The organism is Avibacterium endocarditidis (assembly GCF_965138825.1).
Lineage (GTDB): Bacteria > Pseudomonadota > Gammaproteobacteria > Enterobacterales > Pasteurellaceae > Avibacterium > Avibacterium endocarditidis.
Genome location: NZ_CBCSDH010000024.1, coordinates 1 through 25,838, shown reverse-complemented (window position 1 = coordinate 25,838; position 25,838 = coordinate 1). Strand labels below are relative to the sequence as shown.

The 25,838-nt window shown below is 42.3% G+C and carries 20 protein-coding genes, 4 tRNA genes and 1 pseudogene; 7 read left to right on the top strand and 18 right to left on the bottom strand.

The window, feature by feature from the left end:
• From ACNAV8_RS10930 to ACNAV8_RS10910, 5 genes are all read right to left on the bottom strand, one after another.
• Window positions 1-118 (bottom strand): GTP-binding protein (locus ACNAV8_RS10930; protein WP_039090546.1); only part of this gene is annotated, 118 nt, incomplete at its 3' end.
• A gap of 103 nt (window positions 119-221) precedes the next feature.
• A tRNA-Thr gene (locus ACNAV8_RS10925) sits at window positions 222-297 on the bottom strand.
• A gap of 4 nt (window positions 298-301) precedes the next feature.
• Window positions 302-376, bottom strand: a tRNA-Gly gene (locus ACNAV8_RS10920).
• Window positions 377-417: 41 nt separating this feature from the next.
• Window positions 418-502, bottom strand: a tRNA-Tyr gene (locus ACNAV8_RS10915).
• Between the two features lie 34 nt (window positions 503-536).
• Window positions 537-612: transfer RNA gene (locus ACNAV8_RS10910), tRNA-Thr, on the bottom strand.
• A 214-nt stretch (window positions 613-826) separates the two neighbouring features.
• Here ACNAV8_RS10910 and coaA point away from each other — a divergent pair.
• Window positions 827-1,780 carry a type I pantothenate kinase gene (coaA, locus tag ACNAV8_RS10905; RefSeq protein WP_415777717.1) on the top strand — a complete coding sequence of 318 codons (954 nt, stop codon included), beginning with the start codon at window positions 827-829 and terminating at the stop codon, window positions 1,778-1,780.
• A gap of 65 nt (window positions 1,781-1,845) precedes the next feature.
• Here coaA and gltS read toward each other — a convergent pair whose 3' ends face one another.
• Entirely contained in the window at window positions 1,846-3,054 is a 1,209-nt protein-coding gene (gene gltS, locus ACNAV8_RS10900) for a sodium/glutamate symporter (RefSeq protein WP_103854405.1), read from the bottom strand.
• Window positions 3,055-3,328: 274 nt separating this feature from the next.
• Here gltS and ACNAV8_RS10895 point away from each other — a divergent pair, with 274 nt between their 5' ends.
• Window positions 3,329-6,355 (top strand): glycoside hydrolase family 2 TIM barrel-domain containing protein, encoded by a 3,027-nt coding sequence (locus ACNAV8_RS10895; RefSeq protein WP_103854856.1) that lies wholly within the window; start codon window positions 3,329-3,331, stop codon window positions 6,353-6,355.
• 65 nt (window positions 6,356-6,420) lie between these two features.
• Here the strand turns inward: ACNAV8_RS10895 and coaD are convergent, their stop codons facing one another.
• The 12 genes from coaD to ACNAV8_RS10835 form a co-directional block, all read right to left on the bottom strand.
• Window positions 6,421-6,915 carry a pantetheine-phosphate adenylyltransferase gene (coaD, locus tag ACNAV8_RS10890; RefSeq protein ID WP_415777716.1) on the bottom strand — a complete coding sequence of 165 codons (495 nt, stop codon included), beginning with the start codon at window positions 6,913-6,915 and terminating at the stop codon, window positions 6,421-6,423.
• A 47-nt stretch (window positions 6,916-6,962) separates the two neighbouring features.
• Window positions 6,963-8,246, bottom strand: coding sequence for a lipid IV(A) 3-deoxy-D-manno-octulosonic acid transferase (gene waaA / locus ACNAV8_RS10885; protein ID WP_103854858.1), 1,284 nt, complete (start codon window positions 8,244-8,246; stop codon window positions 6,963-6,965).
• 98 nt (window positions 8,247-8,344) lie between these two features.
• On the bottom strand, window positions 8,345-9,496 hold the full coding sequence (gene mnmA / locus ACNAV8_RS10880) for a tRNA 2-thiouridine(34) synthase MnmA (RefSeq protein WP_103854867.1): 1,152 nt from the start codon (window positions 9,494-9,496) through the stop codon (window positions 8,345-8,347).
• Window positions 9,497-9,540: 44 nt separating this feature from the next.
• Complete coding sequence (nqrM, locus tag ACNAV8_RS10875) at window positions 9,541-9,789, bottom strand: (Na+)-NQR maturation NqrM (protein WP_103854402.1); 249 nt, start codon at window positions 9,787-9,789, stop codon at window positions 9,541-9,543.
• 10 nt (window positions 9,790-9,799) lie between these two features.
• Complete coding sequence (locus ACNAV8_RS10870; RefSeq protein ID WP_103854859.1) at window positions 9,800-10,843, bottom strand: FAD:protein FMN transferase; 1,044 nt, start codon at window positions 10,841-10,843, stop codon at window positions 9,800-9,802.
• An 85-nt stretch (window positions 10,844-10,928) separates the two neighbouring features.
• On the bottom strand, window positions 10,929-12,152 hold the full coding sequence (nqrF, locus tag ACNAV8_RS10865; protein WP_103854400.1) for an NADH:ubiquinone reductase (Na(+)-transporting) subunit F: 1,224 nt from the start codon (window positions 12,150-12,152) through the stop codon (window positions 10,929-10,931).
• Window positions 12,153-12,166: 14 nt separating this feature from the next.
• Entirely contained in the window at window positions 12,167-12,763 is a 597-nt protein-coding gene (nqrE, locus tag ACNAV8_RS10860; protein WP_013745915.1) for an NADH:ubiquinone reductase (Na(+)-transporting) subunit E, read from the bottom strand.
• Between the two features lies 1 nt (window position 12,764).
• A complete protein-coding gene (locus tag ACNAV8_RS10855; protein ID WP_103854399.1) occupies window positions 12,765-13,388 on the bottom strand; it encodes an NADH:ubiquinone reductase (Na(+)-transporting) subunit D in 624 nt (207 codons plus the stop codon).
• Window positions 13,388-14,164, bottom strand: a complete 777-nt coding sequence (locus ACNAV8_RS10850; protein WP_103854398.1) for a Na(+)-translocating NADH-quinone reductase subunit C — start codon at window positions 14,162-14,164, stop codon at window positions 13,388-13,390. Before ACNAV8_RS10850 ends, ACNAV8_RS10855 begins: the two co-directional genes overlap by 1 nt.
• Complete coding sequence (locus ACNAV8_RS10845; protein ID WP_103854860.1) at window positions 14,157-15,395, bottom strand: NADH:ubiquinone reductase (Na(+)-transporting) subunit B; 1,239 nt, start codon at window positions 15,393-15,395, stop codon at window positions 14,157-14,159. The genes ACNAV8_RS10850 and ACNAV8_RS10845 overlap by 8 nt, the downstream gene beginning before the upstream one ends.
• Window positions 15,396-15,397: 2 nt before the next feature.
• Window positions 15,398-16,738: a Na(+)-translocating NADH-quinone reductase subunit A gene (locus tag ACNAV8_RS10840; protein ID WP_103854861.1), complete on the bottom strand. Its 1,341-nt coding sequence runs from the start codon at window positions 16,736-16,738 to the stop codon at window positions 15,398-15,400.
• A gap of 376 nt (window positions 16,739-17,114) precedes the next feature.
• Window positions 17,115-17,426, bottom strand: coding sequence for a BolA family protein (locus ACNAV8_RS10835; RefSeq protein WP_410682925.1), 312 nt, complete (start codon window positions 17,424-17,426; stop codon window positions 17,115-17,117).
• A 110-nt stretch (window positions 17,427-17,536) separates the two neighbouring features.
• Here ACNAV8_RS10835 and ACNAV8_RS10830 point away from each other — a divergent pair, with 110 nt between their 5' ends.
• The 5 genes and pseudogenes from ACNAV8_RS10830 to ACNAV8_RS10810 all read left to right on the top strand — a co-directional run bounded on the left by ACNAV8_RS10830 (window position 17,537) and on the right by ACNAV8_RS10810 (window position 25,576).
• A complete protein-coding gene (locus ACNAV8_RS10830; protein WP_415777715.1) occupies window positions 17,537-18,136 on the top strand; it encodes a YajG family lipoprotein in 600 nt (199 codons plus the stop codon).
• 301 nt (window positions 18,137-18,437) lie between these two features.
• Window positions 18,438-20,060: pseudogene (locus ACNAV8_RS10825) on the top strand (class I SAM-dependent DNA methyltransferase); the annotation flags it as partial.
• Window positions 20,061-20,065: 5 nt separating this feature from the next.
• A complete protein-coding gene (locus ACNAV8_RS10820; RefSeq protein ID WP_410677644.1) occupies window positions 20,066-21,361 on the top strand; it encodes a restriction endonuclease subunit S in 1,296 nt (431 codons plus the stop codon).
• Window positions 21,358-22,320: a hypothetical protein gene (locus ACNAV8_RS10815; protein WP_410677645.1), complete on the top strand. Its 963-nt coding sequence runs from the start codon at window positions 21,358-21,360 to the stop codon at window positions 22,318-22,320. The genes ACNAV8_RS10820 and ACNAV8_RS10815 overlap by 4 nt, the downstream gene beginning before the upstream one ends.
• A gap of 73 nt (window positions 22,321-22,393) precedes the next feature.
• A complete protein-coding gene (locus ACNAV8_RS10810; RefSeq protein ID WP_415777714.1) occupies window positions 22,394-25,576 on the top strand; it encodes a type I restriction endonuclease subunit R in 3,183 nt (1,060 codons plus the stop codon).
• Window positions 25,577-25,838: the final 262 nt, after the last annotated feature.

The window sequence follows — 25,838 nt, the reverse complement described above, 5'->3', positions numbered from 1 at the left end:
AGTGTTTTGCTAATACTGTGGTGATTGCTGCTGTTAAAGTTGTTTTACCATGGTCAACGTGGCCGATTGTACCCACGTTTACGTGCGGTTTTGTACGTTCAAATTTTTCTTTAGACATTAAGAGTCCCTCTAGATAAACACGGTTATCGATGGTTCAAAATACCACATTAACCAATTGAATTAAGTTTAAACTATTAATAAGAGAAAGGTGAAGTTAAGGCTGGTGCTGATAGGCGGATTTGAACCGCCGACCTCACCCTTACCAAGGGTGCGCTCTACCAACTGAGCTATATCAGCGCTTTGGAGCGGGCAGCGGGAATCGAACCCGCATCATCAGCTTGGAAGGCTGAGGTAATAGCCATTATACGATGCCCGCAGTCCTAAATTCATCTGTCCCATCAGAATTCATCTAAAAAATGGTGGAGGGAGAAGGATTCGAACCTTCGAAGGCTGAGCCGGCAGATTTACAGTCTGCTCCCTTTGGCCGCTCGGGAATCCCTCCGCACTAAATGAATGAACTTGACTACGATTGGTTATGGTGCCGACTACCGGAATCGAACTGGTGACCTACTGATTACAAGTCAGTTGCTCTACCTACTGAGCTAAGTCGGCGTCGTAAGCAAGTGAGGCGTATTATAGGGAAATTTTTATCACTGACAAGCGTTTTTTTGAAAAAAAATAGATTTTTTTTATTGTTCGGCTATTTCTCACTCAAAACGCACAAATTTTATAAAAAAAGTGCCAATTTATTCTAAATTTCGCTAATCATAAGCAAATTTATAGGGTATATTTCTATTCAACATTCTATAAATATGAAGACAACATTGTGGCATTTTCTGATTCAACTTTATTAAATGAGCAATTAACGCCCTTTCTTTCTTTTGATCGCCAACAATGGGCAGAATTACGCAAATCCGTTCCATTAAAACTCACCGAGCAAGATCTCAAGCCTTTGCTAGGGATTAACGAAGATCTGTCATTAGATGAAGTTAGTACCATTTATCTGCCGTTGGCGCGTTTAATTAACTACTATATTGAGGAAAATCTGCGCCGTCAGACCGTTTTAACCCGTTTTCTTGGTGGGGATAAGCAAAAAACTCCTTATATTATCAGCATTGCAGGCAGTGTTGCGGTAGGGAAAAGCACTTCCGCGCGGATTTTGCAATCACTCTTATCTAACTGGCCACAAGTGCGTAAAGTGGATCTCATCACCACCGATGGCTTTTTATATCCTTTAGAAAAACTCAAAAAAGATAACCTGTTGCAAAAGAAAGGTTTTCCTGTTTCTTATGATACCCAACGCCTGATCCATTTTTTGGCTGATATAAAATCAGGCAAACGCAATGTACGCGCGCCAATTTATTCTCATTTAACTTACGATATTGTGCCTGATCAGTTTGATTATGTTGATCAGCCCGACATTCTTATTTTAGAAGGATTGAATGTGCTACAACGCGGAAATAGCAATACAAATCAAGTCGTTGTTTCTGATTTTGTCGATTTTTCTATTTATGTTGATGCGGAAGAAAGTCTATTAAAAGAATGGTACATTCGCCGTTTCCTTAAATTTCGCCAAAGTGCTTTTAATAATCCTGATTCTTACTTTAAGCACTATGCCAGCCTTTCTGAGCAAGAGGCCGTTGCCACAGCGAGCAAAATTTGGGAAGACATCAATGGCAAAAACCTGAGAGAAAATATTCTACCGACCCGTGAGCGCGCCAATTTAATTTTAACCAAGGGCGCAAATCACGCGGTGGAAAAGGTTAAATTGAAAAGATAGTGATAAAAAAATCGTTGTTAAGTTTCATCAACAACGATTTTTTATTTATACCTAATTTTCCTTTCTTAATGGAATATCGCCACTACTTCCACGAAGAGTTTCAACAAACTCGCATTAAGAATATCAATGAAGAATGCACCAACCATTGGCACAATCAAGAAAGCTTTATGGGAAGGCCCATAGTGGGAAGTTACGGCTTGCATATTCGCAACAGCTGTTGGCGTTGCCCCTAAACCAAAGCCGCAATGACCCGCACTTAACACCACGGCATCATAGTCTTTCCCCATCACACGGAAAGTAACAAAAATTGCATATAACGCCATTACTGCCACTTGAATGAGCAAAATCACCAAAATTGGCAAGGCTAAGCCGACTAATTCCCACAATTTTAGCGACATCAAGGCGATCGCCAAGAAAATAGAAAGTCCGACACTACCCAAAATATCAATGGCTTCTTCCGCTACTTTAAATTTAAAGATATGGGATAGAGAGTTGCGTACAATCACCCCAGTAAACAAGCACCACACGAAAGTTGGGAGCTGGAATGCCGTGCCTTTCGCTAATAAATCTAATTGCTGCCCAATGAATAAACAAATAGACAACATTGTGATTGTTTCAATAATTGAGCGAGTATTTACTTTACGGCGATACACCGGTTTTTCAAAAGCCTCTTCCACATCATCTAAATTTTCATCTTCTGGAATTTCTTTACGATGTAAGCGTTTAAGTAAAAAGCTCGCCACCGGCCCACCGATAACACCACCAAAAATCAAGCCAAAGGTGGCGCAAGCCATCGCTAATTCTGTAGCACTTTGAATACCAAAACGTGCCGCCAGCGCATCAGCCCAAGCCGCGCCTGTGCCGTGCCCCCCTGTTAGGGTAACGGAACTTGCCAACAATCCATAAGCGGGATCTAGCCCTAATGCCATGGCACTGAAAATGCCCACGGTGTTTTGTAACGCAATCAATCCAGCTGCAACAAAAAGGAAAATCACCAATGGCATTCCGCCTTTAATTAAACGAGAAAAATTCGCACTCAAGCCGATAGAGGTAAAGAATGTCAGCATCATTGTACGCTGTAAATCCGTATCAAAGCTGAAACTTAATCCCCAAAACTGATGAACCACCGTCAAAATGATTGCGACAACAAAACCGCCCACCACAGGCTCAGGAATATTATAGTGATTTAATAAACGAACGCGCTTTACTAAAAAATACCCCAATAATAAAACTAAACAGGCTAACGCCAATGTTTCATAAGTATCAAAAACCATATACTCCTCTTTTTATTTCTTTTGTATCCTACTCCTTTAGGAGTAAACGAATACGATATGGAAAATCAAAGTGGTTTAATATAGCAAAAAAACCCTTTTTATTGTAGACTTACGCCGATCTTTCCCTGCTTTTCTGATTTTATCCACTTGTAATGGCTTGATTTTAAAGCATTAATTTCATTCCGTGATCGTTCTCACAAATTTTCTCTTTCGTCCACACTTTCGCTAAGAATTGGCGTATATTTTTTGCATCACAACTTATTTAGGCTGCCTTATGTTTTTACCTAATTACTTTCAAGATCCAAAGGTGCTACACCTAAACACCACGCCTCATCACGCTTATTTTATTCCACACCCTAATATGCAAAGTGCGGTGCAAAATTCGCGAGAATTTTCTCCCTATTTCACTGATCTCAATGGAAATTGGGATTTTCATTATTTTAAGAGTTATTGGGATTTGCCGGAAAACTTCCTCCATTTCAACTTTCAACAGCACATTCCCGTGCCCTCCACTTGGCAAACTCAAGGCTATGATCAACATCAATACACCAATGTCAATTATCCTTTTCCTTTTGATCCGCCTTATGTTCCACAGGAAAATCCTTGCGGACTTTATCACCGCACTTTCAATTTTCAACCCAACGCCAACAAACGCTACTTGATTAATTTTGAAGGGGTGGACAGCTGCCTTTTTCTTTATGTGAATCAACAGTTTATAGGCTATAGCCAAGTCAGCCACTGCACCGCAGAATTTGATCTCACCGATTATTTACAGCAAGGGGAAAATCACCTTACCGCCTTAGTGTTAAAGTGGTGTGATGGCAGTTATTTGGAAGATCAAGATAAGTTCCGAATGTCTGGCATTTTCCGAGATGTGTATATATTGGAACGTGAGCAAAATTATCTACAAGATTTTTTCATCAAAACCACCTTTTCTGCGGATTTAAAAAGTGCGGTGGTAAATTTGGATATTTTTTTCCGCCAGCCTGAAAATGCCCCAACAATCACCTACCATCTTTTTGATCCACAAGGAAAAAAACTTTTCCATACCGAACAGCACCAATTCTGCGTAGAAAACATTCAATTATGGAATGCAGAAACACCGCAGTGTTACGATTTATTGATTTGCTATGGCGAAGAAGTGATTTGCCAAAAAATTGGCTTTCGCCAGATTGACGTAAAAAATGGCGTTTTATTGCTCAACCAACAGCCCATAAAATTTAAAGGGGTAAACCGCCACGACAGCGATCCACAAAACGGCTACACAATTAGTAAAAAGCAGGCAATGGCAGATTTACGCCTAATGAAGCAACACAATTTCAACGCCATTCGCACCGCTCATTATCCTAACGCACCGTGGTTTGCTGAATTGTGCGATCGCTACGGTTTTTATTTGATCGCCGAGGCAGATATTGAAAGCCACGGCACCAATGCCGTCTATGTGCCAAGCCCCGAAAAAAGCATTTTACTTGGCGTAGAAACGGTGTCTGATCAGGCAGCCATTCGCCAGCAAGTTATTGATAATTATTGTTATATGGCGCGTAGCCCAGATTTCACACAAGCGATTTTAGATCGTGTACAAGCCAATGTGCAGCGAGATAAAAATCGCCCTAGTGTGCTGATTTGGTCGCTCGGCAATGAAAGTGGCTACGGTGAAAATTTCGAGCTTGCCGCTCGCTGGGTAAAGGCTTTTGATCCCACTCGTTTAGTGCATTATGAAAATGCGATTTTCCAACATTCCGATCACCAAAATGATACCACGCACTTAGATTTACACAGCGAAATGTATCGCAGCACAGAAGATATAGAAGCCTATTTCGCCACTGAACATAACACGAAACCTTATTTACTCTGCGAGTATCTGCACGCGATGGGCAACTCTTGCGGTGATGCGGAAGATTATTTCCAAGCGATGGAACAGCACGCAGGTGCTTGCGGTGGTTTTGTATGGGAATGGTGCGATCACAGCCCTTATTTGCCACAATCTAAAAAAATGGGCTACGGCGGCGATTTTGGCGATTTCCCTAACGATAACAATTTCTGTGCTGACGGTTTAGTGCGAGCGGATCGCCGTATTCAAAGCAATTTGCTTGAACTCAAAAATGTGCAACGACCATTACGCGCTAAATACCACAATGGGCAGATTGAACTAACCAATTATCTTGATTTTACTCACGCAGAAGATGCCGTGAGCATTCACTATCAACTATTAGAAAATACGGTTCTCGTGCAACAAGGACAAATTGCCACGCCAAAAATTCCGCCAAAACACACCGCACTTTTACCTTTCACCTTGCCACCAAATAATGGCAGTTTATTGCTGTTGAATTTAGAATATCGCGCAAAACACGCCACACCTTTAGTGGAAAAAAATCATTTACTCGGCGTGGATCAGCTTTGTTTATTTGGCGACAAACGGCTGCCTAGTTTTTACCCCCCACGCCTGCCAGAGCAAGCCCATATCCAGCACAGCTCACAAGAAATCCACATTACCTTTGGCAACACAAAATACGTTTTCGATAAACAAAAAGGCATTCTCTCACAACTACTTTCTGCACAACGTCCGATTATTCAGCGTCCGCTGGATTTTAATATTTGGCGTGCACCATTGGATAACGATAGCTTAATCAAAGCACATTGGTTTGCAGCAGGCTATCATCAGGCTTATAGCCGAGCCTACACAATGCAAGTGGAACAACAGAAAGATCGTGTTGTCGTACAAGCTCACTGCGCTTTGCTAGCGGTTTCGCAAAGCAAAATTCTAGATCTTAATGTGGAATATCATTTGTTTGATCACGCCTATTTTGAGATCAAAATTCACGCAAAAAAAGCACCGCACTTGCCTTTTTTGCCACGCTTTGGGCTACGTTTCTACTTAACCAAACAACAATGGCAAGCCCGTTATTTTGCCTATGGCAAGGGCGAAAGCTATATTGATAAACACCACGCCACTCAGCTTGGGATTTATCAAACAACCCCACAGCAAAATCACGTTGATTATTTAAAACCGCAGGAAAATGGCAGCCATTATCATTGTTCTTTTATTAAATTAACCGGTGCGGAAGGTGGTTTGTATATCACCGCTCAACACCCGTTCAGCTTTAACCTTTCCCCTTACAGCCAAGAAGAATTGGCAAGCAAAAAACATCATTATGATTTGCAGGAAAGTCCTTACTGCGTGCTGTGTGTGGATTATAAAATGAGTGGTATTGGTTCAAACTCTTGTGGACCAGCACTCAAAGAGGCTTATCGTTTAAACGAAACCCAATGGAATTGCACCTTTAAGGTGAGTTTGCTGTAAGGTGTATGGGTAAATAAGGCATAGATAAAACTTGGGGCGAAAGTTCGCCCCATTTTTATATCCTGTTATTTCTCAATAGGAGCTTTCATTGCTTGCAACACGGATTGCGGCACAAGTTCACTCACATCACCGCCGTGTAGATGAATTTCTCGCACGATGGTGGAAGAAACAAAGGCCCATTTTTCGCTAGGTGGGAAAAATAAACTTTCCACGCCTTGCCCATTTTCATTTTTGGTTAATAAGCGGTTTAGGCTGGCAAGTTGCAGTTCGTATTCAAAATCGGTGGTGGTTCGCACGCCGCGGATAATCGCGTGAATGTGTTTTTCTTGCACCACCTTAGCCAGCAAATCAGCAAAGCCAAACACTTCCACATTGGGTAAGTGAGCGACCGCTTGCTGTGCAATTTTTACTCTGGTGTCTAAATCGAACAAGGGCTTTTTACTTGGGCTGGCAGCAATGGCAACAAAAACTTTGGAAAAAAGCACCGCACTTCGTTCGATAATATCTAAATGCCCGTTGGTGATGGGATCAAAGGTGCCGGGGTAAATTACGGTTGTCATTCTTTCTCCTTTAAATTCTGCTATGGCGTTCAGGCAAAATTCTGTGTTTACGGGGCGTCCAAATAAGGTTGAAGTAAATCGAGCAAGCGTTGTAAAGCACCGCGATTTTCTAATAATACGCCGTAGCCCGCTTTCCCTGTGCGTTCACGCAAGGCTGATGAATTTAGCAAAATTTCCACCACTCTTGCGATGGCGACGGCATTATTGTTCACTTCAACAAAGCCCTGAACTTCCATTAAATTGCGGTAAACTTCGGGGAAATTGAAGGTATATTTACCACTCACCACAGGAATTTGAAAAGCGATCGGTTCAAGGGGATTATGTCCGCCTCGTTTCACTAAACTACCCCCGACAAAGGCGACATCGGCCAAAGCGTACATTAACATTAGCTCGCCCATTGTATCACCTAGCACCACTTGAGTATCGGCTTGTGGCGCACGATTTTCACTGCGGCGCACAAAGGTGAAATGCTGTTTTTCAATTTGCTCCGCCACTTCGTTAAAACGTTCTGGGTGGCGTGGCACGAGAATCAGCAATAAATCGGGAAAGGCTTGTAATAATAAGCGGTGGCTTTCTAAAATCAGGCTTTCTTCACCTTCGTGGGTGCTGGCGGCGACCCACACTGGGCGTTGTTGTTTCCATTGGGCTTTTAGCTTTTCGGCTTCAGTGAGTAAGCTCTCACTTAGCACTAAATCATATTTAATATTGCCTGTGAGTTTGAGCTTTTCTGGATCGTAACCCAGTTTGAGATAACGCTGTCCACTGATGTTATCCTGCGGCGCAATCAGGCTGATTTTGCTTAAAATGGCTTGGATATAACTTTCCAACCAGCCATAACGTTTTGCTGATCGGGCAGATAAACGGGCGTTAGCGATAATAAACGGAATGTGCTGTTTGTGTAGCTGATAAATTAAATTTGGCCAAATCTCGGTTTCGATCACAATACAGACTTTCGGTTGAATGAAACGAACAAAGCGTTTAATCGCCCCAGGTAAGTCGTAAGGCAAATAAAAATGGCTGACTTGATCACCGAAAGCAGCTTTGACGCGCTCAGAACCTGTTGGCGTAACGGTGGTAAGTGTGATAGATAATTCAGGGTAACGGCGTTGAATCGCTTTCACCAAAGGGGTAGCTGCAATCACTTCCCCAACGGACGCCGCGTGGATTAACACGCCATTCGGTTTTGGCGGAGTTTGTGTAGCGCGATAAATGCCATAACGCTCCAAAATCCGCTGACGATAAGCTGGCGCTTTTAGGCTACGCAACAAAATAAATAGCCAAATCAGCGGTTGAACGAGATACATTATGCAAGTGTAAATTCTGTGCCACATAGCCGTTTCTTCATTAAGCCGAAAAAATTGAGAAATTTGCCCCGCACTTTATTCATACAACTTGGCAAGATAAAGTGCGGTGGAATTTCGCGAAGTTTTTATTTTATTGATTGTTCAATAATGCCGCCGCCAAGGCAAATTTCCCCTTGGTAGAACACGGCAGATTGCCCTGGGGTTACTGCGATTTGCGGTTCATCAAAACGCACTTCAATGCTGTCATCATTAAGAGGAATGATTTGGCAAGGAATATCTATTTGACGATAACGGGTTTTCACCGTACAACGAAGCGGTTCGCGAATGGGTTGGCGATCTACCCAGTGCAGCTGTTGTGCGATTAATCCGCTGGAGAGCAAGGCGGAATTATCCAAGCCCTGAGCAACCACTAACACATTGTTAGTAAGATCTTTTTCCACTACATACCACGCATTTTCCGCTTTGCCTTTCACGCCACCAATGCCTAGGCCTTTGCGTTGCCCGAGGGTGTGGTACATTAAGCCTTGATGACGACCGATGACTTCGCCCTCAGTGGTTTTGATGTCCCCTGGTTGAGCAGGCAAATAACGCGCCAAGAAATCTTTGAATTTACGCTCACCAATAAAACAAATGCCGGTGGAATCTTTTTTCTTCGCGGTAACCAAGCCTAAATCTTCTGCGATGGCACGCACCACAGGTTTTTCAATGTCGCCTACAGGAAACAGACTTTGCGCCACTTGGCTTTCGCTTAAGGTGTAAAGGAAATAGCTTTGGTCTTTGTTCGGATCTAAACCACGCAATAATTGCGCTTTGCCATTGTGATCTCGGCGGCGCACATAATGCCCTGTGGCGATATAATCCGCGCCCAGATCTTCTGCGGCATATTCCAAAAAGGCTTTAAACTTGATTTCTTTGTTGCACAGAATATCAGGGTTTGGCGTGCGGCCAGCTTTGTATTCCGCTAAAAAATGTTCAAAAACATTGTCCCAATATTCAGCGGCAAAATTGATTTTATGTAATTTGATGCCGAGCTTGTCGCATACCGCTTGTGCGTCCGCCAAGTCTGCGGCTGCGGTGCAGTAATCGGTGTCATCGTCTTCTTCCCAGTTTTTCATAAACAAGCCTTCCACTTGGTAGCCTTGTTGCTGAAGAATAAAGGCGGAAACGGAAGAATCCACGCCACCAGACATTCCACAAATTACTTTAATTTTGCTGTTTTCTGCACGTTGGCTTTCGCTTAATGCAGGGAAATATTGTTCATAAGTTTTTGATTTCATCATAATTTTTTCAAATTTTTGACCGCACTTTGGTTATTCGGAAATTATTTTACTTCGTAGAAATTCGTTTCGCTTTTGTTGAAGCGATCTAATTCTGATGCGTCCACTTCGCCTTTTTCCACTTTGGCTTTTAAGTTATCGCAAGGCTCATCGCAATCGCATACTTTCTTTAAGCCAAGGGAAGAAATCCCCCCGCAGCTGCCAGCAATGGATTTGCGTTTGATGATATAGCCGATGGACATCGCTAAAATCACCGCAAGGAAAAAGCCGAAAGTAATAAAAAACAGTTCCATTTTTTCACCTTTATGGATTGATTAATTGTTTAAATGCGGAAGACATTTTTACCTCAAAACCACTTTCTGTTTTGATGATTAAATATACCGCTAATTGTTGCTGCTCCGCCACTTTGAGCGCTTCATCTTCACCGAGTACAAACAAGCCTGTGGATAAGCCGTCTGCCGTCATTGATGAGGGATCAAGCACAGTGATTGACGCCAAATGATGTTGAATTGGGCGACCTGTTTGCGGATTAATTTCGTGAGAATAACGCACACCATTTTCTTCGAAATAAATGCGATAATCGCCTGAAGTTGCCATTGCCAAATTATGTAAACCGACCACTTGTTCCACGCTTCTTGAGCCGTCCGTAGTGGGTTTTTCAATGGCTATTTGCCAAGGCTTGTTTTCGCTGTTGTTGCCTTTGGCACGGATTTCGCCGCCAATTTCCACCATATAGTTGCCAATATGCAAACTTTCAAGATAGTCCGCCACTTGATCGACACCAAAGCCTTTGGCGATGGAAGATAAATCCACATAAAGTTCTGGCACAGTTTTTTCTAGGTAAAATTTACCCGCACTTTCGCTCAGTTTTAATTTTTCAATGCCTACCCACGTACGGCGTTCATCAAGCTGTTGTTGGGTTGGGGCTTTTTCCACGCGTTTTTCTGGTCCAAAGCCCCATAGGTTCACCAATGGCCCTACGGTAACATCTAATGCACCTTGTGTAACCTTATTTAAACGAATGGCTTCACCTATCACTTTGGCTAGATCCGCAGAAATTTCAATCGGGGTATCCACTGCACGGTTTTGGTTAAAACGACTTAATTCAGAGGTGGGAATATAGGTGGACATTTTGTCATTCACGTCTTTTAAAATTTTTTCCACCCCTTCGTGGGTATCCGCTGCCGATTGGGTTGCTTCTGCGGTGATGTATTTAATGTGGTAAGTGGTTCCCATTGTTTTACCGCTTAAGGTAACAATTTCGGGATCTTTTTGGCAGGCGGTTAAGCTGCTCACCAAGAGTAAGGCGATGGCCCAGCCGTAAACCGTTTTGACTTTTCTTAACATAAATCTATCGCTAATTTTTCTGTGGCTAAAAATGGCTAAAGCGGTCAGAAATCTGACCGCTCTTTTTCTTTATTTAACAGCGTTATCAACCGCCAAAGTCATCTAATAAAATGTTTTCGTCTTCAACACCTAAGTCTTTGAGCATTTTGATTACCGCTGCGTTCATCACTGGAGGCCCACACATATAGTATTCACAGTCTTCTGGTGCTTCGTGATTTTTCAGATAGTTTTCATAAAGCACGTTGTGAATAAAGCCTGTGTAGCCGTCCCAATTATCTTCTGGCAATGGATCAGAAAGTGCCACGTGCCATTTGAAGTTATCGTTCTCTGCTTGTAGGGTATCGAAATCTTCTACATAGAACATTTCACGTTTTGAACGCGCCCCGTACCAGAATGACATTTTACGTTTTGATTTCAAACGTTTTAGTTGGTCAAAGATATGTGAACGCATTGGTGCCATACCTGCACCCCCACCGATAAATACCATTTCTGCATCAGTATCTTTCGCGAAGAATTCACCGAATGGACCAGAAATAGTTACTTTATCACCTGGTTTTAATGACCAAATATAAGAAGACATTTGTCCTGGTGGAGCATCAGGCATACGTGGTGGTGGTGTAGCAATACGCACGTTTAGCATAATGATGCCTTTCTCTTCTGGGTATGAAGCCATTGAGTAAGCACGCACAATTGGCTCGTCCACTTTTGACACATAACGCCATAAATCAAATTTATCCCAATCTTCGTGATATTCTTTTGGAATATCGAAGTCTTTGTAATAAACCGTATGTGGATCTGCTTCAATTTGGATATAACCACCCGCACGGAATGGTACTTCTTCCCCTTCAGGAATTTGTAATTTAAGCTCTTTGATGAAGGTTGCTTTATTGTCGTTAGAAATAACGGTACATTCCCATTTTTTCACGCCGAACACTTCTTCAGGTAATTCAATTTGCATATTGGTTTTAACATTTACCTGACAAGCTAGACGATAACCTTCTTTCGCTTCACGTTTTGAAATGTGAGAAAGTTCTGTTGGTAGAATATCACCACCGCCCTCAGTTACTTTCACCACACATTGACCACAAGAGCCACCGCCCCCACAAGCTGAAGAAACGAAAATCCCTTTGCTTGCTAATGCGCCTAATAATTTTCCACCTGCTGGCAAGTGAATGGCTTTGCTTGGATCGTGATTGATTTCAATAGTAATGTCCCCTGAGTTTACGAGTTTAGATTTAGCAAACAAGATAATTGCTGCTAACGCTAAAACCACCACAGTGAACATTGCAATACCTAAAATAATTTCCATTTAGTATCCCCTTCTTATAACTGAATACCTGAAAATGACATAAAGCCAAGCGCCATTAGACCTACGGTGATAAAGGTAATCCCTAAACCACGCAAGCCTGCTGGAATATCAGCATATTTCATTTTTTCAGTTAAACCGGCAAGTGCCACGATAGCAAGCATCCAACCTGTTCCTGCACCGATACCATAAACTACCGATTCAGCAAGGTTGTATTCACGTTGCACCATAAAAGATACCCCACCGAAAATCGCACAGTTTACGGTGATTAACGGTAAGAAGATCCCTAATGCGTTATAAAGTGCGGGGAAAAATTTGTCCAAAACCATTTCTAGGATTTGTACTAATGCCGCAATCACACCGATGAAGGTGATAAAGCGTAAGAAACTTAAATCTACGCCTTCTACTAACGCACCATCTTTTAAGATGTGAGTATAAACAATTTGGTTTGCTGGCACGGCGATACCTAATACCACGATTACCGCGATCCCTAAACCAAAGGCTGTTGAAACTTTCTTTGAAACCGCAAGGAATGTACACATACCAAGGAAGAAAGAAAGTGCCATATTTTCAATAAAAATGGACTTAACAAATAGACTTAAATAGTGTTCCATCTTATTTCTCCACTTGCTCTGGTTTCCAAGTTCTTAAGCCCCAAATTAAGAAGCCGATGATAAAGAACGCACTTGGTGCAAGTAAGGCTAAACCATTTGCTTGATACCAACCACCGTCTTGGATAGTTTGTAACACGGTAATGCCAAATACTTTACCCGAACCAATTAATTCACGTAAAAATGCGACAATGATTAGGATCACACCATAACCGATACCGTTACCTAAACCATCAACAAAACTTGCCAATGGTGGCTCTTTCATTGCAAATGCTTCTGCGCGCCCCATTACGATACAGTTGGTAATGATTAAGCCAACGAATACCGAAAGCTGTTTAGATAACTCATAAGCATAGGCTTGCAACACTTGGTCCACAAGGGTTACTAATGATGCAATGATCGCCATTTGCACGATAATACGGATACTATTTGGAATATAGTTACGGATACAAGAAATAAAGAAACTTGAAAATGCCGTTACTAAACTTACTGCGATTGCCATTACCACCGCAGTTTCTAATTTTGTTGTTACCGCAAGTGCTGAACAGATCCCCAAAATTTGCAATGCAATTGGGTTGTTGTTCACGATTGGAGATAACAATAATTTTTTCATATTTGCATTAGCCATTAGTTAGCCTCCGCTCTAAGTTTGTCTAAATACGGGCCAAAACCATCGCGACCAAACCAGTAATCAAAAGAACCTTGTACCCCTTTTGTGGTTAAAGTTGCACCAGATAAACCATCGATACCGTGTTCTTTATCTGCTGAAGCACCTTTGCCAATTTTAATCGCTACTTGATCTTGAGCATTAAAGAGTTTTTTACCCACAAAGTATTTCTGCCAGTTTGGATTGGCGATTTCGCCCCCTAAACCTGCGGTTTCACCTTGTTCATAGTAAGTAATCCCTTTAATGGTATTTGCATCTGGCGCAACAGACACAAAGCCATACATCACAGACCACAATCCTGTACCATAAATTGGTAACACGATTTGTGAAGTTTTGCCTTGCGCATCTTTCACTAAATAAACCTCAGCATATTTCGCCCGCACTTTAATGCCAGCTTTATCTTCTTCAGGTTTAATTGCTACGCTTTCTGCAGGATCTTTTACCGCAACACGCGCATCAAAGTTTTTGATGTCGCTTACATAATCACCCGTTGCAAGATCCACAATTTTCGGCTCAATGTTTTCTGCATAAAGGGCTTTAATTTCCGCACCTTTTGCTTTAGCGGGTAATAATCCTGCCACACTGAGAATGTTTTTCTGTTTATCTAATAATTTTTGCTCATTTTGCGTCGGTTTCAAACCTACTGCCGCACTTGCTACGATAATTGAGCAAACTAAGCTGACTAAAACAACAACAAGGATTGTTCCGCCAACACTATCTTTATTAAACTTAGCCATTGCGCGCTCTCCGACGTTTGATATTTGCTTGAACAACCAGATAGTCAAAAATTGGGGCAAATAAGTTAGCTAATAAGATGGCTAACATCATTCCTTCTGGATAAGCTGGATTAACCACACGAATAATCACCGCCATTGCACCAATTAATGCACCGTACCACCATTTACCTTTGTTTGTAAATGAGGCTGATACTGGGTCAGTTGCCATAAATAACATACCTAAAGCAAAACCACCCAATACTAAGTGCCAATGCCAAGGCATTGAGAATAATGGGTTGGTGTCTGAACCAATCACATTGAATAGGGTAGAAGTGGCAATCATACCGATCATCACACCAGCGATAATACGCCAAGAAGCAATACGTGCGAACACAATCACCGCCGCACCAATTAATAATGCAAGGGTAGAAACTTCACCGATTGAACCAGGGATATTCCCTAAGAATGCGTCCATCCATTGAATTGGCTGACCTGTGGTTACTTGTTTTAATGCACCTTGACCGCCTGTTGCCCATTGTGAAAGTGCGGTTGCGCCAGAGAAACCATCAGCCGCGATCCATACAGAATCCCCTGAGATTTGTGCTGGATAAGCAAAGAATAAAAACGCACGCCCTGCTAATGCTGGGTTCATAAAGTTTTTACCTACACCACCAAACACTTCTTTGGCCACAACAACCCCAAACGTTGTCGCTAACGCCGCTTGCCATAATGGCAATGTTGGCGGAACGATAAGGGCTAATAAAATAGAGGTTACGAAGAAACCTTCGTTGATTTCGTGTTTACGCACTGTGGCAAATAACACTTCCCAGAAACCGCCCACAAGGAATACGGTTAAATAAATTGGCAGGAAGAAAATCGCACCTAATGCCATTTTTGCTAGCACGCCTGCATCTTGTGAAACTAACCCTAATGCATTGGCTAAAGCAAAATGCCAGTCATTCGCCACATTTTGTGCCAAGTTCTGTGCAAAATCGCCCACTTTTAATGCAAGAATAGATTGCTCACCCACATTAAACATACCGTAGAACATTGCTGGGAATAATGCCAACCACACTAATACCATCATACGTTTAGAATCTAACGCATCACGGACGTGAGAAGCTTTCGCCGTTACCGTACCTGACGTGTATAAGAAAGTTGCCGTTGCTTCATAAAGGGCATACCACTTCTCATATTTACCACCCGGTAAAAAAGCAGGTTCCATTTTCTCTAAAAGATGTTTTAAACCCATTTTTAACCTTCCTTCTCGATCTTATCTAAGGCTGCACGCAGCATTGGACCGTAATCATTTTTACCTGGGCAAACGAACGTACAAAGTGCTAAATCTTCTTCGTCTAACTCTAAACAACCTAATGCTTGAGCGCTGTCCGTATCGCCTGCACTTAAATCACGCAATAATAATGTCGGGATAATATCTAATGGCATCACACGCTCATAAGCACCGATTGGCACCATTGCACGGTGTCCACCATTAAGTGCGGTGGTAAAATTGAATAATTTGTGTCCGAAATGACCTAATACAGTACGGGTGATAGAGTATTTGTTCGCCCCTGGCATAATCCAACCTAGGAACTCTTTCTCACGACCTTCTGCAATCACAGAAACCTGTAACGCATAACGTCCTAAATAATCTACCGCACCTTCCGCTTTATGACCGCTTAACACGGAACCTGAGATAATACGGTTTTCACCTTCTTTTAATTCGCCTTTAGTTAATTGGGCTAAGTTAGCGCCAAGCTGAGTGCGAATTAAACGCGGATTTTTCACCTGTGGGCCAGCCAATGAGATCACACGGCCATTATAAAGTTCACCCGTGGTAAATAAGCGACCAAATGCGATCACATCTTGATAATTCAAATACCAAACCGTTTTCGTTGCACTCACCGGATCGATAAAGTGAATATGCGTACCGCTTAAGCCCGCTGGGTGTGGGCCGCCAAAATCGTGTACGGCTAAATTTGGTAAATCCACCGTTGGGATATTGCTATCGCCCGCTTTACATAAATGCAATTTGCCTTCGTGTAAACGGCTTAATACGGTTAAACCATTGGTGAAATCTTCCCAATGGGCTTTTAACACCACTTCAGGATCAGCCGCTAATGGATTGGTATCCATTGCATTAACAAAAATTGAAGATGGCACAGCATCAACAGCAGGCACTTTACTGAATGGACGAGTACGAAGTGCTGTCCAAAGCCCTGACGCTTGTAGGTTTTGACGAACTTGCTCGGAAGTTAAACTTTTAAGCTCATCGGCGGAATATTTGTTAAAGGTAACCTGATCATCACCTTCGATTTGAATCACTACTGATTGCAACACACGCTTAGCACCGCGATTAATCGCAGTTACAGTACCACTTGCAGGGGCAGTGAATAATACGCCTGGGTTCTTTTTATCTTCAAAAAGCACCTGACCTTTTTTCACTACATCACCTTCACGCACCTTCATTGAAGGACGCATTCCCACATACTCTTCGCCAAGCAAGGCAACTTCAGTAACGGCATTGCCGTTATGGATTACTTGTTCTGGCTTCCCAGCGATAGGAAGATCCAAGCCTTTTTTAATCGTAATCATATTGTATGCACTACTTTTCGTTAGATTAAAAATATAGCTATCGCAAGAGAAAACTCAATGCGATAACCTCGTCTTGAGTAATGATTTTTGCTTAATTATCAACGATGAATGCAAAAACATCGCAACAATGTCCACTCCAACCACATAAATTTAAAACTCAAATTCTGTTTAGATTTTATACCGCTTACTAAACGCAATAAGCGATATACGTTAAAATTTTGATACAAGTCAGCTCGTTATTTTAACTAATTAATAACTTTCGTGCTACTTTGAAGGGCGGTTTTTCCAATATTTTAGGAAAAAAGACCGCTGTTTTTGTGGAAAATCAATTTTTACTAAAGATTATGAAATTGCACTACCTTTTATTAGGTATAAATTATTGTCCAATCCCTAAACAATTTGGTGATTTGGGAAATTGCTGTTCCAATGCTTGCCATTCATCTAAGGTATAAGTATGTAACGCCAATGCGTGAATGCCATTTTTCAATTCTTCCGCCAATAATTGATACAGCATTTGATGGCGCGCAACCTTTCTCACCCCATTAAACGCATCACTCACTAGCACCACTTTAAAATGAGAATCTGCACCACGCCCTGAACTGTGCATATGGCTTTCATTTTCAATATGCAAAAAGTGCGGTGCAAATTTTTGCGAAATTTTTTGTTCTAAAACTTGTTGAACACCCATTATCCTTTCCTTCTTTTATAAACTAACACAATAAAAATTTGCTTTTGCAAAGACTATACATTCATACTGAAGTTTGCAAGAATAGCCGTATCTTTTTTGTTAGCGAGGAAATGACTATGCGTTTTGCCAAACTCTCTCTTATCACCTTATTTTCAAGTGCCGTATTATTATCCGCCTGCCAATCTCAGCCAAGTAACACGATCACTTTTACGCCACCTAGCCCAAGCGTGCAATTCAATGCGGCAAATCAACACGCGATACTCAATATCCTCACGCGTGATGTGCGCCAGCAACCTGAGGTTTCCAGCTATGTGTATAACGAAAAAATCTTTAAACTCTTTGCCGAACCAAAACCAGCTCAGATTTTCGATCAAGTGATCAAACAAGATCTAAATGGCAAAGGATTTCGCATTGCTGCAACGCCAGCTCAATCTAACACCAATGTGATTGTGAATATCAACAAATTCTATGCCGATGTAGAACAAGGCAATTTACGCTACAAAATCACCGCGAATGTACAAATCAACGTTCAAGTACAGGGTGCGAAAGGGCAATTCAACAAAAATATCGGCTCAACACGTAGCCAAGAGGGCGCACTGCGTGCCAATAATGCCAATATTCAAAAAGTGCTAGGACAGGCATTAAACGAAACGGTTCAGAGTATCTATAAAGATCAAGAAATCGCCAACGCAATTAACCAAAACTGGTAAAAGCTATACCATAAAAAACGAAACCTACTCCTGCTCACGGCATTTTCAAATAGCCCAAAAATGCCGTTGTAGATGTTTATGATTGCCTAACGTTAATATCATACAATAATAAAAACCTCTCCCCTTATCCCAAAAAAATCCCCAAACAAACTACCGCACTTCCCCTTTCCATTCCCTTTTGAAGTGCTATAATTTTCCCTCTACATTTATCAGCAAAACAAGGATTTTCTATGGACAATAAGATCGCCCCAGCCAGCCAGCCAGCCAGCCAGCCAGCCAGCAGGATTGTAGTGCCAGCCTCGCACAACAGCAAGCGTTTTTAAATGATTTAGATGCCCGTTTATGGGCAGCGGCGGATAAGCTCAGAAACCAGCTCGACGCTGCCAACTACAAACACATCGTTCTCGGTTTTATCTTCTTAAAATACATCTCCGACAGCTTCACCGCCTTTCGTGAAAAGCTCCAAGCCCAGTTGCAAGATCCCGAAAATCCCCTTTATCTTGACCCCAACGGCTATTCCCCCGAAGACTACCAAGCCTTGCTACACAGCGAAATGGAACTGCAAGATAACTACACCGCTGAAAATATCTTCTGGGTGCCAGAGCAAGCCCGTTGGGAAAACATTAAAAACACCGCCATACTCAACAAAGGCACAGCCTTGCCTTGGGGCGGCACATTCCGCAGCGTTGCCAGCCTGATTGATGACGCATTCACCGCCATCGAAAAAGAAAACCCCAAACTCAAAGGCATCATTCAACGCATCTCAGGCTTTGATGTGGAAGAACAAACCCTCATCGGCTTAGTCAATCTCTTTTCGGATACAAATTTCAGCCGGCCTACCCTCAACGGGCAGCCCATCTCAATGGCAGCGAAAGACATCTTAGGCCACGTTTACGAATACTTTCTCGGACAATTTGCCCTCGCCGAAGGCAAAAAAGGCGGGCAATATTTCACCCCAAAATCCATCGTTAGCCTCATTGTCGAAATGCTCGAACCCTATCAAGGGCGAATTTACGACCCTGCAATGGGTTCAGGCGGCTTCTTTGTGCAAACGGAAAAATTCATCGCCGCCCATCAAGGCAACATCAACAACGTCTCCATTTACGGGCAAGAATTCAACCCCACCACCTGGAAACTCGCCGCAATGAATATGGCGATTCGCGGCATCGAATTTGACTTCGGCAAAGGCAACGCCGACAGCTTCCGCAACCCACAACACCTCGACAAAAAAATGGATTTTGTGATGGCAAACCCGCCTTTCAATATGAGCGACTGGTGGAGCGAAGCCCTGCAAAACGACCCACGCTGGCAATACGGCACACCACCACAAGGCAACGCCAACTTCGCGTGGCTACAACATATGCTCTACCACCTCAGCCCACAAGGACGAATGGCATTGCTGCTCGCCAACGGCTCAATGAGCAGCCAAACCAGCGGCGAGAGCGAAATCCGCCAAAAACTCATCGAAGCCGACCTTGTCGAAGCAATGGTCGCCTTACCGGGGCAACTGTTCACCAACACCCAAATCCCCGCCTGCATTTGGTTGCTGAACAAAGCCAAAGCCCGCAAAGGCGAAGTGTTGTTCATTGATGCCCGCGAAATCGGCTATATGAAAGACCGCACGTTACGCGACTTCACCGCCGAAGACATCGCCCACCTCGCCAACACCTACCACACTTGGCAAAAGGATCAGGGCTACCAAAACCAAGCAGGCTACTGCTACACCGCGAACCTTGAAGAAATCCGCCAAAACAACTTTGTCCTCACACCAGGGCGTTATGTCGGCACAGCAGAACAACAAGACGACGGTGTACCTTTCGCCGAAAAAATGCAAAAACTGACCGCACTTTTAAATGAACAGTTTGCACAAGGGCGAGTATTGGAAGAAGAGATTAGAAAGAGTTTGGGGATTTTTGGAGAGTAATAGCAATGAATAGATTTATAGAAGCATCAAATTTTTGTGATTTAATAACTGATGGAACTCATAATTCTCCTAAAAAATCAGAAGATGGTATCTTACTTGTTACATCTAAAAATATCATTAATAGTAAATTAGATTTATCTAAAGCTTATTACATATCTGAGAATGATGCACAGGAAATAAATCGGCGAAGCAAAGTTGATAAATTTGATATTCTTATTTCAATGATAGGAACAGTCGGAGAGGTTTGCCTGATAGAAGAAGAACCTAACTTTGTAGTAAAAAATGTAGGTATCTTAAAAAATAAAGAAAAATACAAAGCTAAGTGGCTATATTTCTATTTAAAATCTAACTTTGCTAAAAATATAATTCGCGAAAGATTAAAAGGAACAACCCAACAATACTTATCTTTAGGAGAATTAAGAAAATTACCAATACTAACTCCAATAGATAAAAATCATCTTATCTCGACTATTAATATTTTAGATAGTTTAGAGAAAAAAATAGAACTCAACACCCAAACCAACCAAACCTTAGAGCAAATCGCACAGGCGATTTTCAAGCATTGGTTTATCGACTTCGCCTCCGTACACACCAAAGCCAACGCCTTAGCCTCAGGAGCAAGCCTAGAGCAAGCCGAACTTGCCACAATGGCAAGCCTGAGCGGAAAAACCCTTGCAGAAATCACCGCACTTCAACACACCACGCCCGAAGCCTATCACCAACTGCAACAAACCGCCCAAGCCTTCCCCAGCGAGTTTGTGGAAAGCGAAATGGGATTAGTGCCGAAGGGGTGGGAGGTGAAGAAAATTGAGCAAGTAATAAAAAAAATCCCCGTAGGTAAAAAATACAGTCAAAAAAATACTTTTTCAGATGGGCTTATTCCTGTTTTAGATCAAGGCAAATCGGGCATTATTGGTTATCACAATGATATAGCTGGCGTAAAAGCAAGCATTCAAGATCCCGTGATTGTCTTTGCTAATCACACTTGCTATATGCGTTTAATACATTTTGATTTCAGTGCGATCCAAAATGTCTTTGCATTTAAAGGTCAAAGTATTAATATTTATTGGCTATATCTAGCAACATTAGGGAAACAGACATTTGTTGAATATAAAGGGCATTTCCCTGACTTTCTAATCAAGCAAATTGTTGTACCACCTAAAGAATTAACAGAAATTTTTGGAAATCTAGTAAAAGACAGTTTTTCTAAAATTGCTTTAAATTTAGAAAATAATGAAAGATTAGCTAAAACCAGAGATCTGTTATTACCAAAATTACTTAATGGAGAAATTGAACTATGAGCCAAGATCCCTGCATACCAATCTGGAAAAAACTAAATTTATCTATCAAAAATATTACAAGTTACCAATCTTTTGATATTCCAGATGACGTTAAAAATATTATAGAAGATCTAAATACTCTCTTTAATCAAACAATTTTTAATTTATTAAAAAACGATAAAACTAAAGAGATATACTATCTCTTAAAAGAAGTACAAGAAATAATTGAAAACTCAGGTCAAGCCATATCTTCATTATATGAAGAGCAGAGAGTTATTCGTGATATGGAAAAATTCAAAAAATTACTTCAGGATATAAAAGAAAAATTTAATACAATTGAAAATATAGATTCATATATTGAATCTTACAAAAAAATTTATGAAATGGGAGAAAAAGCAATTGAAGAAGCTCAAAAATCCTATAATGAAAGAGTTGCCGAATTACTAGGAAAAACAACTGAAACATACTTATTTAGTGAGTATCAAAAACAAGCAGATACTATTAACAATAGAATTTCTAATAATACTTGGGCTTTTTTTATCATTATTATACTTCTAATTGCATTTGCTATTTGTTCTTTGATACATCTACCATCTTCTCAAGGGAATAATTGGATACCTTATATTTTTATCCGAATATTTATTGCTTTTACTGCGTTCTATGCACTGGTATTTTTAAATCGTAGTATTAGAGATGATAGAAAGCTGGAACAGACCTATCGCCATAAAGAAGTGGTATCAAAAAGTTATCTTAATTATCTAGAATTTTTAGATAAAAATGTAATGATTAGTTACAACAATAAAGATGGAGTTATTAACAATGGTCAAATAATTAAAGAAAAAGTATCACAAATCGCTGTAGAAAGTTTGGGGATTAATCCAGCTTTATTACTAGATAAATCCACCGCTGAAAAAATTCCAATGGAAGAATTACTTTCTAGGATATTAGATAAAACGACAACAACTAAAAAAGGCGAATAAAAATATCACCTGATAAAACGGGCGAACACACAGGTTCTCCCCTACGCAGTAACAGAAACAGAGAGGATCACCTATGCACATCAACGAATCCACCATTGAAAATTTAGCACTGGAGCAGTTGCAATCGCTGGGCTGGCGGTATGCCTATGGCAAGGAGGTGTTGGCTGGGTTGGCTTATCCTTGGCGGGAGACGACGCAGGCGGTGGTGTTAAAGCCGTTGCTGTTGGAAGCCTTAGTGCGGATTAATCCCCATTTGCCGTCTGCGGTGTTGGAAGAGGTGGCGGCGGAGGTGTGCAAAAGTGATATTGCTCCGCTGGCGGAGCGTAATCAGCGGTTTTATCGTCAGCTCAAGCAAGGGGTGGCGGTGCGTTATCAGGAAAACGGGCAGGAAAAGCACGATGTGGCGTTGTTGGTGGATTTCAGGCAGCCTGAGCAAAACAGTTTTTATGCCATTAATCAATTGGAAATTCAAGGCACAAAAGGCAAACGCATTCCTGATATTTTGTGTTTTATCAATGGGTTACCGATGGCGATTTTTGAGCTGAAAAATCCTGTTAAGGTGAATGCTGGCATTGATAAAGCCTTTGAGCAGTTGCAAACCTATAAACGGGAAATCAGCGATTTATTTGTATTCAATCAATTAATGGTGATTTCAGACGGCACAACCGCTCGGCTTGGCTCGCTCACGGCGGATTTTCAACGCTTTTTGCCTTGGAAAGTGGTGGACGAAAGCCAGCAGAGCCAACGCATTCCTTTTGAAAATGAGCAAACAGGGCTGTTGCAAGGGCTGTTTTCGCCTGCGGTGTTGCTCGATTATCTGCGTGATTTTGTGGTGTTTGAAAGCGATAGCCGTGGTCAAACGGTGAAAAAAATCGCCGCTTATCATCAGTTTTACGGCGTGAATGCAGCGGTGGAATCCACTATCGCCGCCTATTTGGGCGATAGTCGCAAAATCGGCGTGATTTGGCATACGCAAGGTTCGGGCAAATCGCTGTCGATGCTGTTTTATGCAGGAAAACTTATCAGCCAGCCTGAATTGCAAAACCCCACCATTGTGGTGGTTACCGATCGCAATGATTTAGACGGTCAGCTGTTCGCCACATTTAGTCAAGATCAAGACATCATCCGCCAAACGCCGATTCAAGCCAACGGTCGGGAAGAATTGCGTGCGGAGCTGGCGAAACGGGAGAGCGGCGGCATTATTTTCACCACCATTCAAAAATTCGGCTTGCGTGAGGGCGAGGAGCAACACCCTATCCTTAACGACCGCCGCAATATTATTGTGATCAGCGATGAAGCCCACCGCTCACAATATGGCTTTTCGCAAAAAATCAACCAGCAAGGGCAATATCGTGATGGCTATGCCAAATACCTGCGTGCCGCCCTGCCCCACGCCAGTTTTATCGGCTTTACGGGTACGCCATTGAGCCTTGAAGACAAGGACACGCAAGAGGTGTTCGGGCGTTATATTTCCATTTACGATATTCAAGACGCGGTGGAAGACGGCGCAACCGTGCCGATTATTTACGAAGCACGTCAAATTCCCTTGCAAGAAAGCCAGCAGTTTCATCACGCCGTGCAAGAAGCCCAAGAAATTTTAGAGGAAGACGAAGAGAGCTATTCTTTCCGCTTGCTGGAACAATTAATAGGAACAGAACAACGCCTCGCCCACCTCGCCCAAGACTTGGTGCAACATTTTGAAGCACGCAATCAACTTTCAGACGGCAAGGCGATGGCGGTGGTGATGAGTCGCCGTATTTGCGTGAAATTATATAATGAAATCATTAAATTACGCCCCGATTGGCATAGCGATGATATTAATCAAGGCGTGGTGAAAGTGATGATGACGGGCAACGCCAGCGACCCCGAAGAAATGCAAGCCCACGTTTACCCGTTCACCGAGAAAAAGCAGTTAGAAAAACGTTTTAAAGACCCCGATGATCCGCTCAAACTGGTGATTGTGCGAGATATGTGGCTCACGGGCTTTGATGCCCCTTGTTGCCATACAATGTATATCGACAAGCCAATGCAAGGGCATAACCTGATGCAAGCCATTGCACGGGTGAACCGCGTTTTTCGCAACAAAAGCCGTGAAAATGGCGGCTTGATCGTGGATTATATCGGCTTGGCAGAGGAACTGAAAAAAGCCACCCAGCAATACACCAACGCAGGCGGTAAAGACAGCGTTACCACCGATATTCATCAAGTTTTCCAAAAAATGTTGGAATATCTCGACATCATTCGCGGGCAATTCGCCAGCCCTGTGGACGGAAAACCCTTTGATTTAACAGCGGCATTACACATTAGCGAGCCTGAAAAATTACTCAATGCCATCTGCCACGCGGCGAACCATATTTTAGCCTTAGATCGACAAAAAACAGCAGAAAATCACACCGCACTTTATCCGCAAAAATCCGCACAAGGGGAGAAAACCCCACGCAAAAATGCCTTTTTGCAAGCGGTGCGACTGGCGAAAAAAGGCTTTTCCCTGTGTGGCTCAATGGAAGAAATCCAGCCCTACCGCCAGCAAATCGCCTTTTATGATGCCGTGCGTGCCACCATTGTGAAGCCTGAGCAACAGCACCGCCCCAACTCACCCAAAGAGCGACAATTAAAACTGGTTACCCTGCTCAACCAAGCGGTGCGTTCAGACGGCGTGGTGGATTTGTTCGACTTAATGGAAGAAGAACGCCCCGATCTTTCCCTGCTTTCCGAAGAATTTATGGGCAGAGTGGAAGCTAGCGACACGCCCGATTTATGGCTGGCAGCCATTGAAGGCTACCTGAAATCGTCCATTAAAAACAAAGCACAGAACAATCTCGGCACGCAAAAAACCTTTGAGCAACGGCTCAAAGAAGCGATGAACCAATACCACAACCACAATTTAAGCGTGATGGAAATCATCAAAGAATTGGTGGCAATGGCGAAAGACTTCGAGCAACACCTCTCGCGTGGAGAAACCTTGGGGCTAAACAGCACCGAACTGGCGTTTTACGATGCCTTAATCCAAAATCAAAGTGCGGTGGAAAAAATGGAAGATGCTACCCTCACCGCCCTTGCCAAAGAAATCACCGCCCAACTGCGTCAATCCGTTACCATCGACTGGCAACACAAAGAAGCGGTGCGAGCCAAAATGCGCGTGCTAATCCGCCGTGCTTTGCTGAAATACAAATACCCACCTGATTTGGCAACAGACGCCATTGAGTTTGTGTTGAAACAAGCGGAAGTAGTGGCGGAGGGGTTGGTGATGGAATAAAGTGCGGTGGAATTTTCGCGAGATTTTTCCATCTTCTTCTATTATGAAACCATAAGTGTAAATAATAAGATACACTGGTTTCGTATAAAAATAAATTTAGAATAATCCGTTATAAAAAACCTTGTGGCAAAATCCACAAGGTTTTTTTATTATAGCTAGACAAAGTCTAGCTATAAAAACCATACGCTATGCGTATGGAATCAAAGAGCTTAAGCGGTGAACAGAATAAAAAAGTCCTCCTATAATGAATAAGGCTGACAAC

Bases quoted from the DNA above. Each gene is read 5' to 3' on its own strand.
- waaA (WP_103854858.1), bottom strand. From the start codon at position 8,246: ATGTGGCACAGAATTTACACTTGCATAATGTATCTCGTTCAACCGCTG.
- ACNAV8_RS10815 (WP_410677645.1), top strand. From the start codon at position 21,358: ATGAGCCAAGATCCCTGCATACCAATCTGGAAAAAACTAAATTTATCT.
- nqrM (WP_103854402.1), bottom strand. From the start codon at position 9,789: ATGGAACTGTTTTTTATTACTTTCGGCTTTTTCCTTGCGGTGATTTTA.
- gltS (WP_103854405.1), bottom strand. From the start codon at position 3,054: ATGGTTTTTGATACTTATGAAACATTGGCGTTAGCCTGTTTAGTTTTA.
- mnmA (WP_103854867.1), bottom strand. From the start codon at position 9,496: ATGAAATCAAAAACTTATGAACAATATTTCCCTGCATTAAGCGAAAGC.
- ACNAV8_RS10840 (WP_103854861.1), bottom strand. From the start codon at position 16,738: ATGATTACGATTAAAAAAGGCTTGGATCTTCCTATCGCTGGGAAGCCA.
- ACNAV8_RS10830 (WP_415777715.1), top strand. From the start codon at position 17,537: ATGACTATGCGTTTTGCCAAACTCTCTCTTATCACCTTATTTTCAAGT.
- ACNAV8_RS10810 (WP_415777714.1), top strand. From the start codon at position 22,394: ATGCACATCAACGAATCCACCATTGAAAATTTAGCACTGGAGCAGTTG.
- ACNAV8_RS10845 (WP_103854860.1), bottom strand. From the start codon at position 15,395: ATGGGTTTAAAACATCTTTTAGAGAAAATGGAACCTGCTTTTTTACCG.
- coaD (WP_415777716.1), bottom strand. From the start codon at position 6,915: ATGACAACCGTAATTTACCCCGGCACCTTTGATCCCATCACCAACGGG.
- ACNAV8_RS10895 (WP_103854856.1), top strand. From the start codon at position 3,329: ATGTTTTTACCTAATTACTTTCAAGATCCAAAGGTGCTACACCTAAAC.
- ACNAV8_RS10835 (WP_410682925.1), bottom strand. From the start codon at position 17,426: ATGGGTGTTCAACAAGTTTTAGAACAAAAAATTTCGCAAAAATTTGCA.
- ACNAV8_RS10820 (WP_410677644.1), top strand. From the start codon at position 20,066: ATGAATAGATTTATAGAAGCATCAAATTTTTGTGATTTAATAACTGAT.
- nqrE (WP_013745915.1), bottom strand. From the start codon at position 12,763: ATGGAACACTATTTAAGTCTATTTGTTAAGTCCATTTTTATTGAAAAT.
- ACNAV8_RS10855 (WP_103854399.1), bottom strand. From the start codon at position 13,388: ATGGCTAATGCAAATATGAAAAAATTATTGTTATCTCCAATCGTGAAC.
- nqrF (WP_103854400.1), bottom strand. From the start codon at position 12,152: ATGGAAATTATTTTAGGTATTGCAATGTTCACTGTGGTGGTTTTAGCG.
- ACNAV8_RS10850 (WP_103854398.1), bottom strand. From the start codon at position 14,164: ATGGCTAAGTTTAATAAAGATAGTGTTGGCGGAACAATCCTTGTTGTT.
- ACNAV8_RS10870 (WP_103854859.1), bottom strand. From the start codon at position 10,843: ATGTTAAGAAAAGTCAAAACGGTTTACGGCTGGGCCATCGCCTTACTC.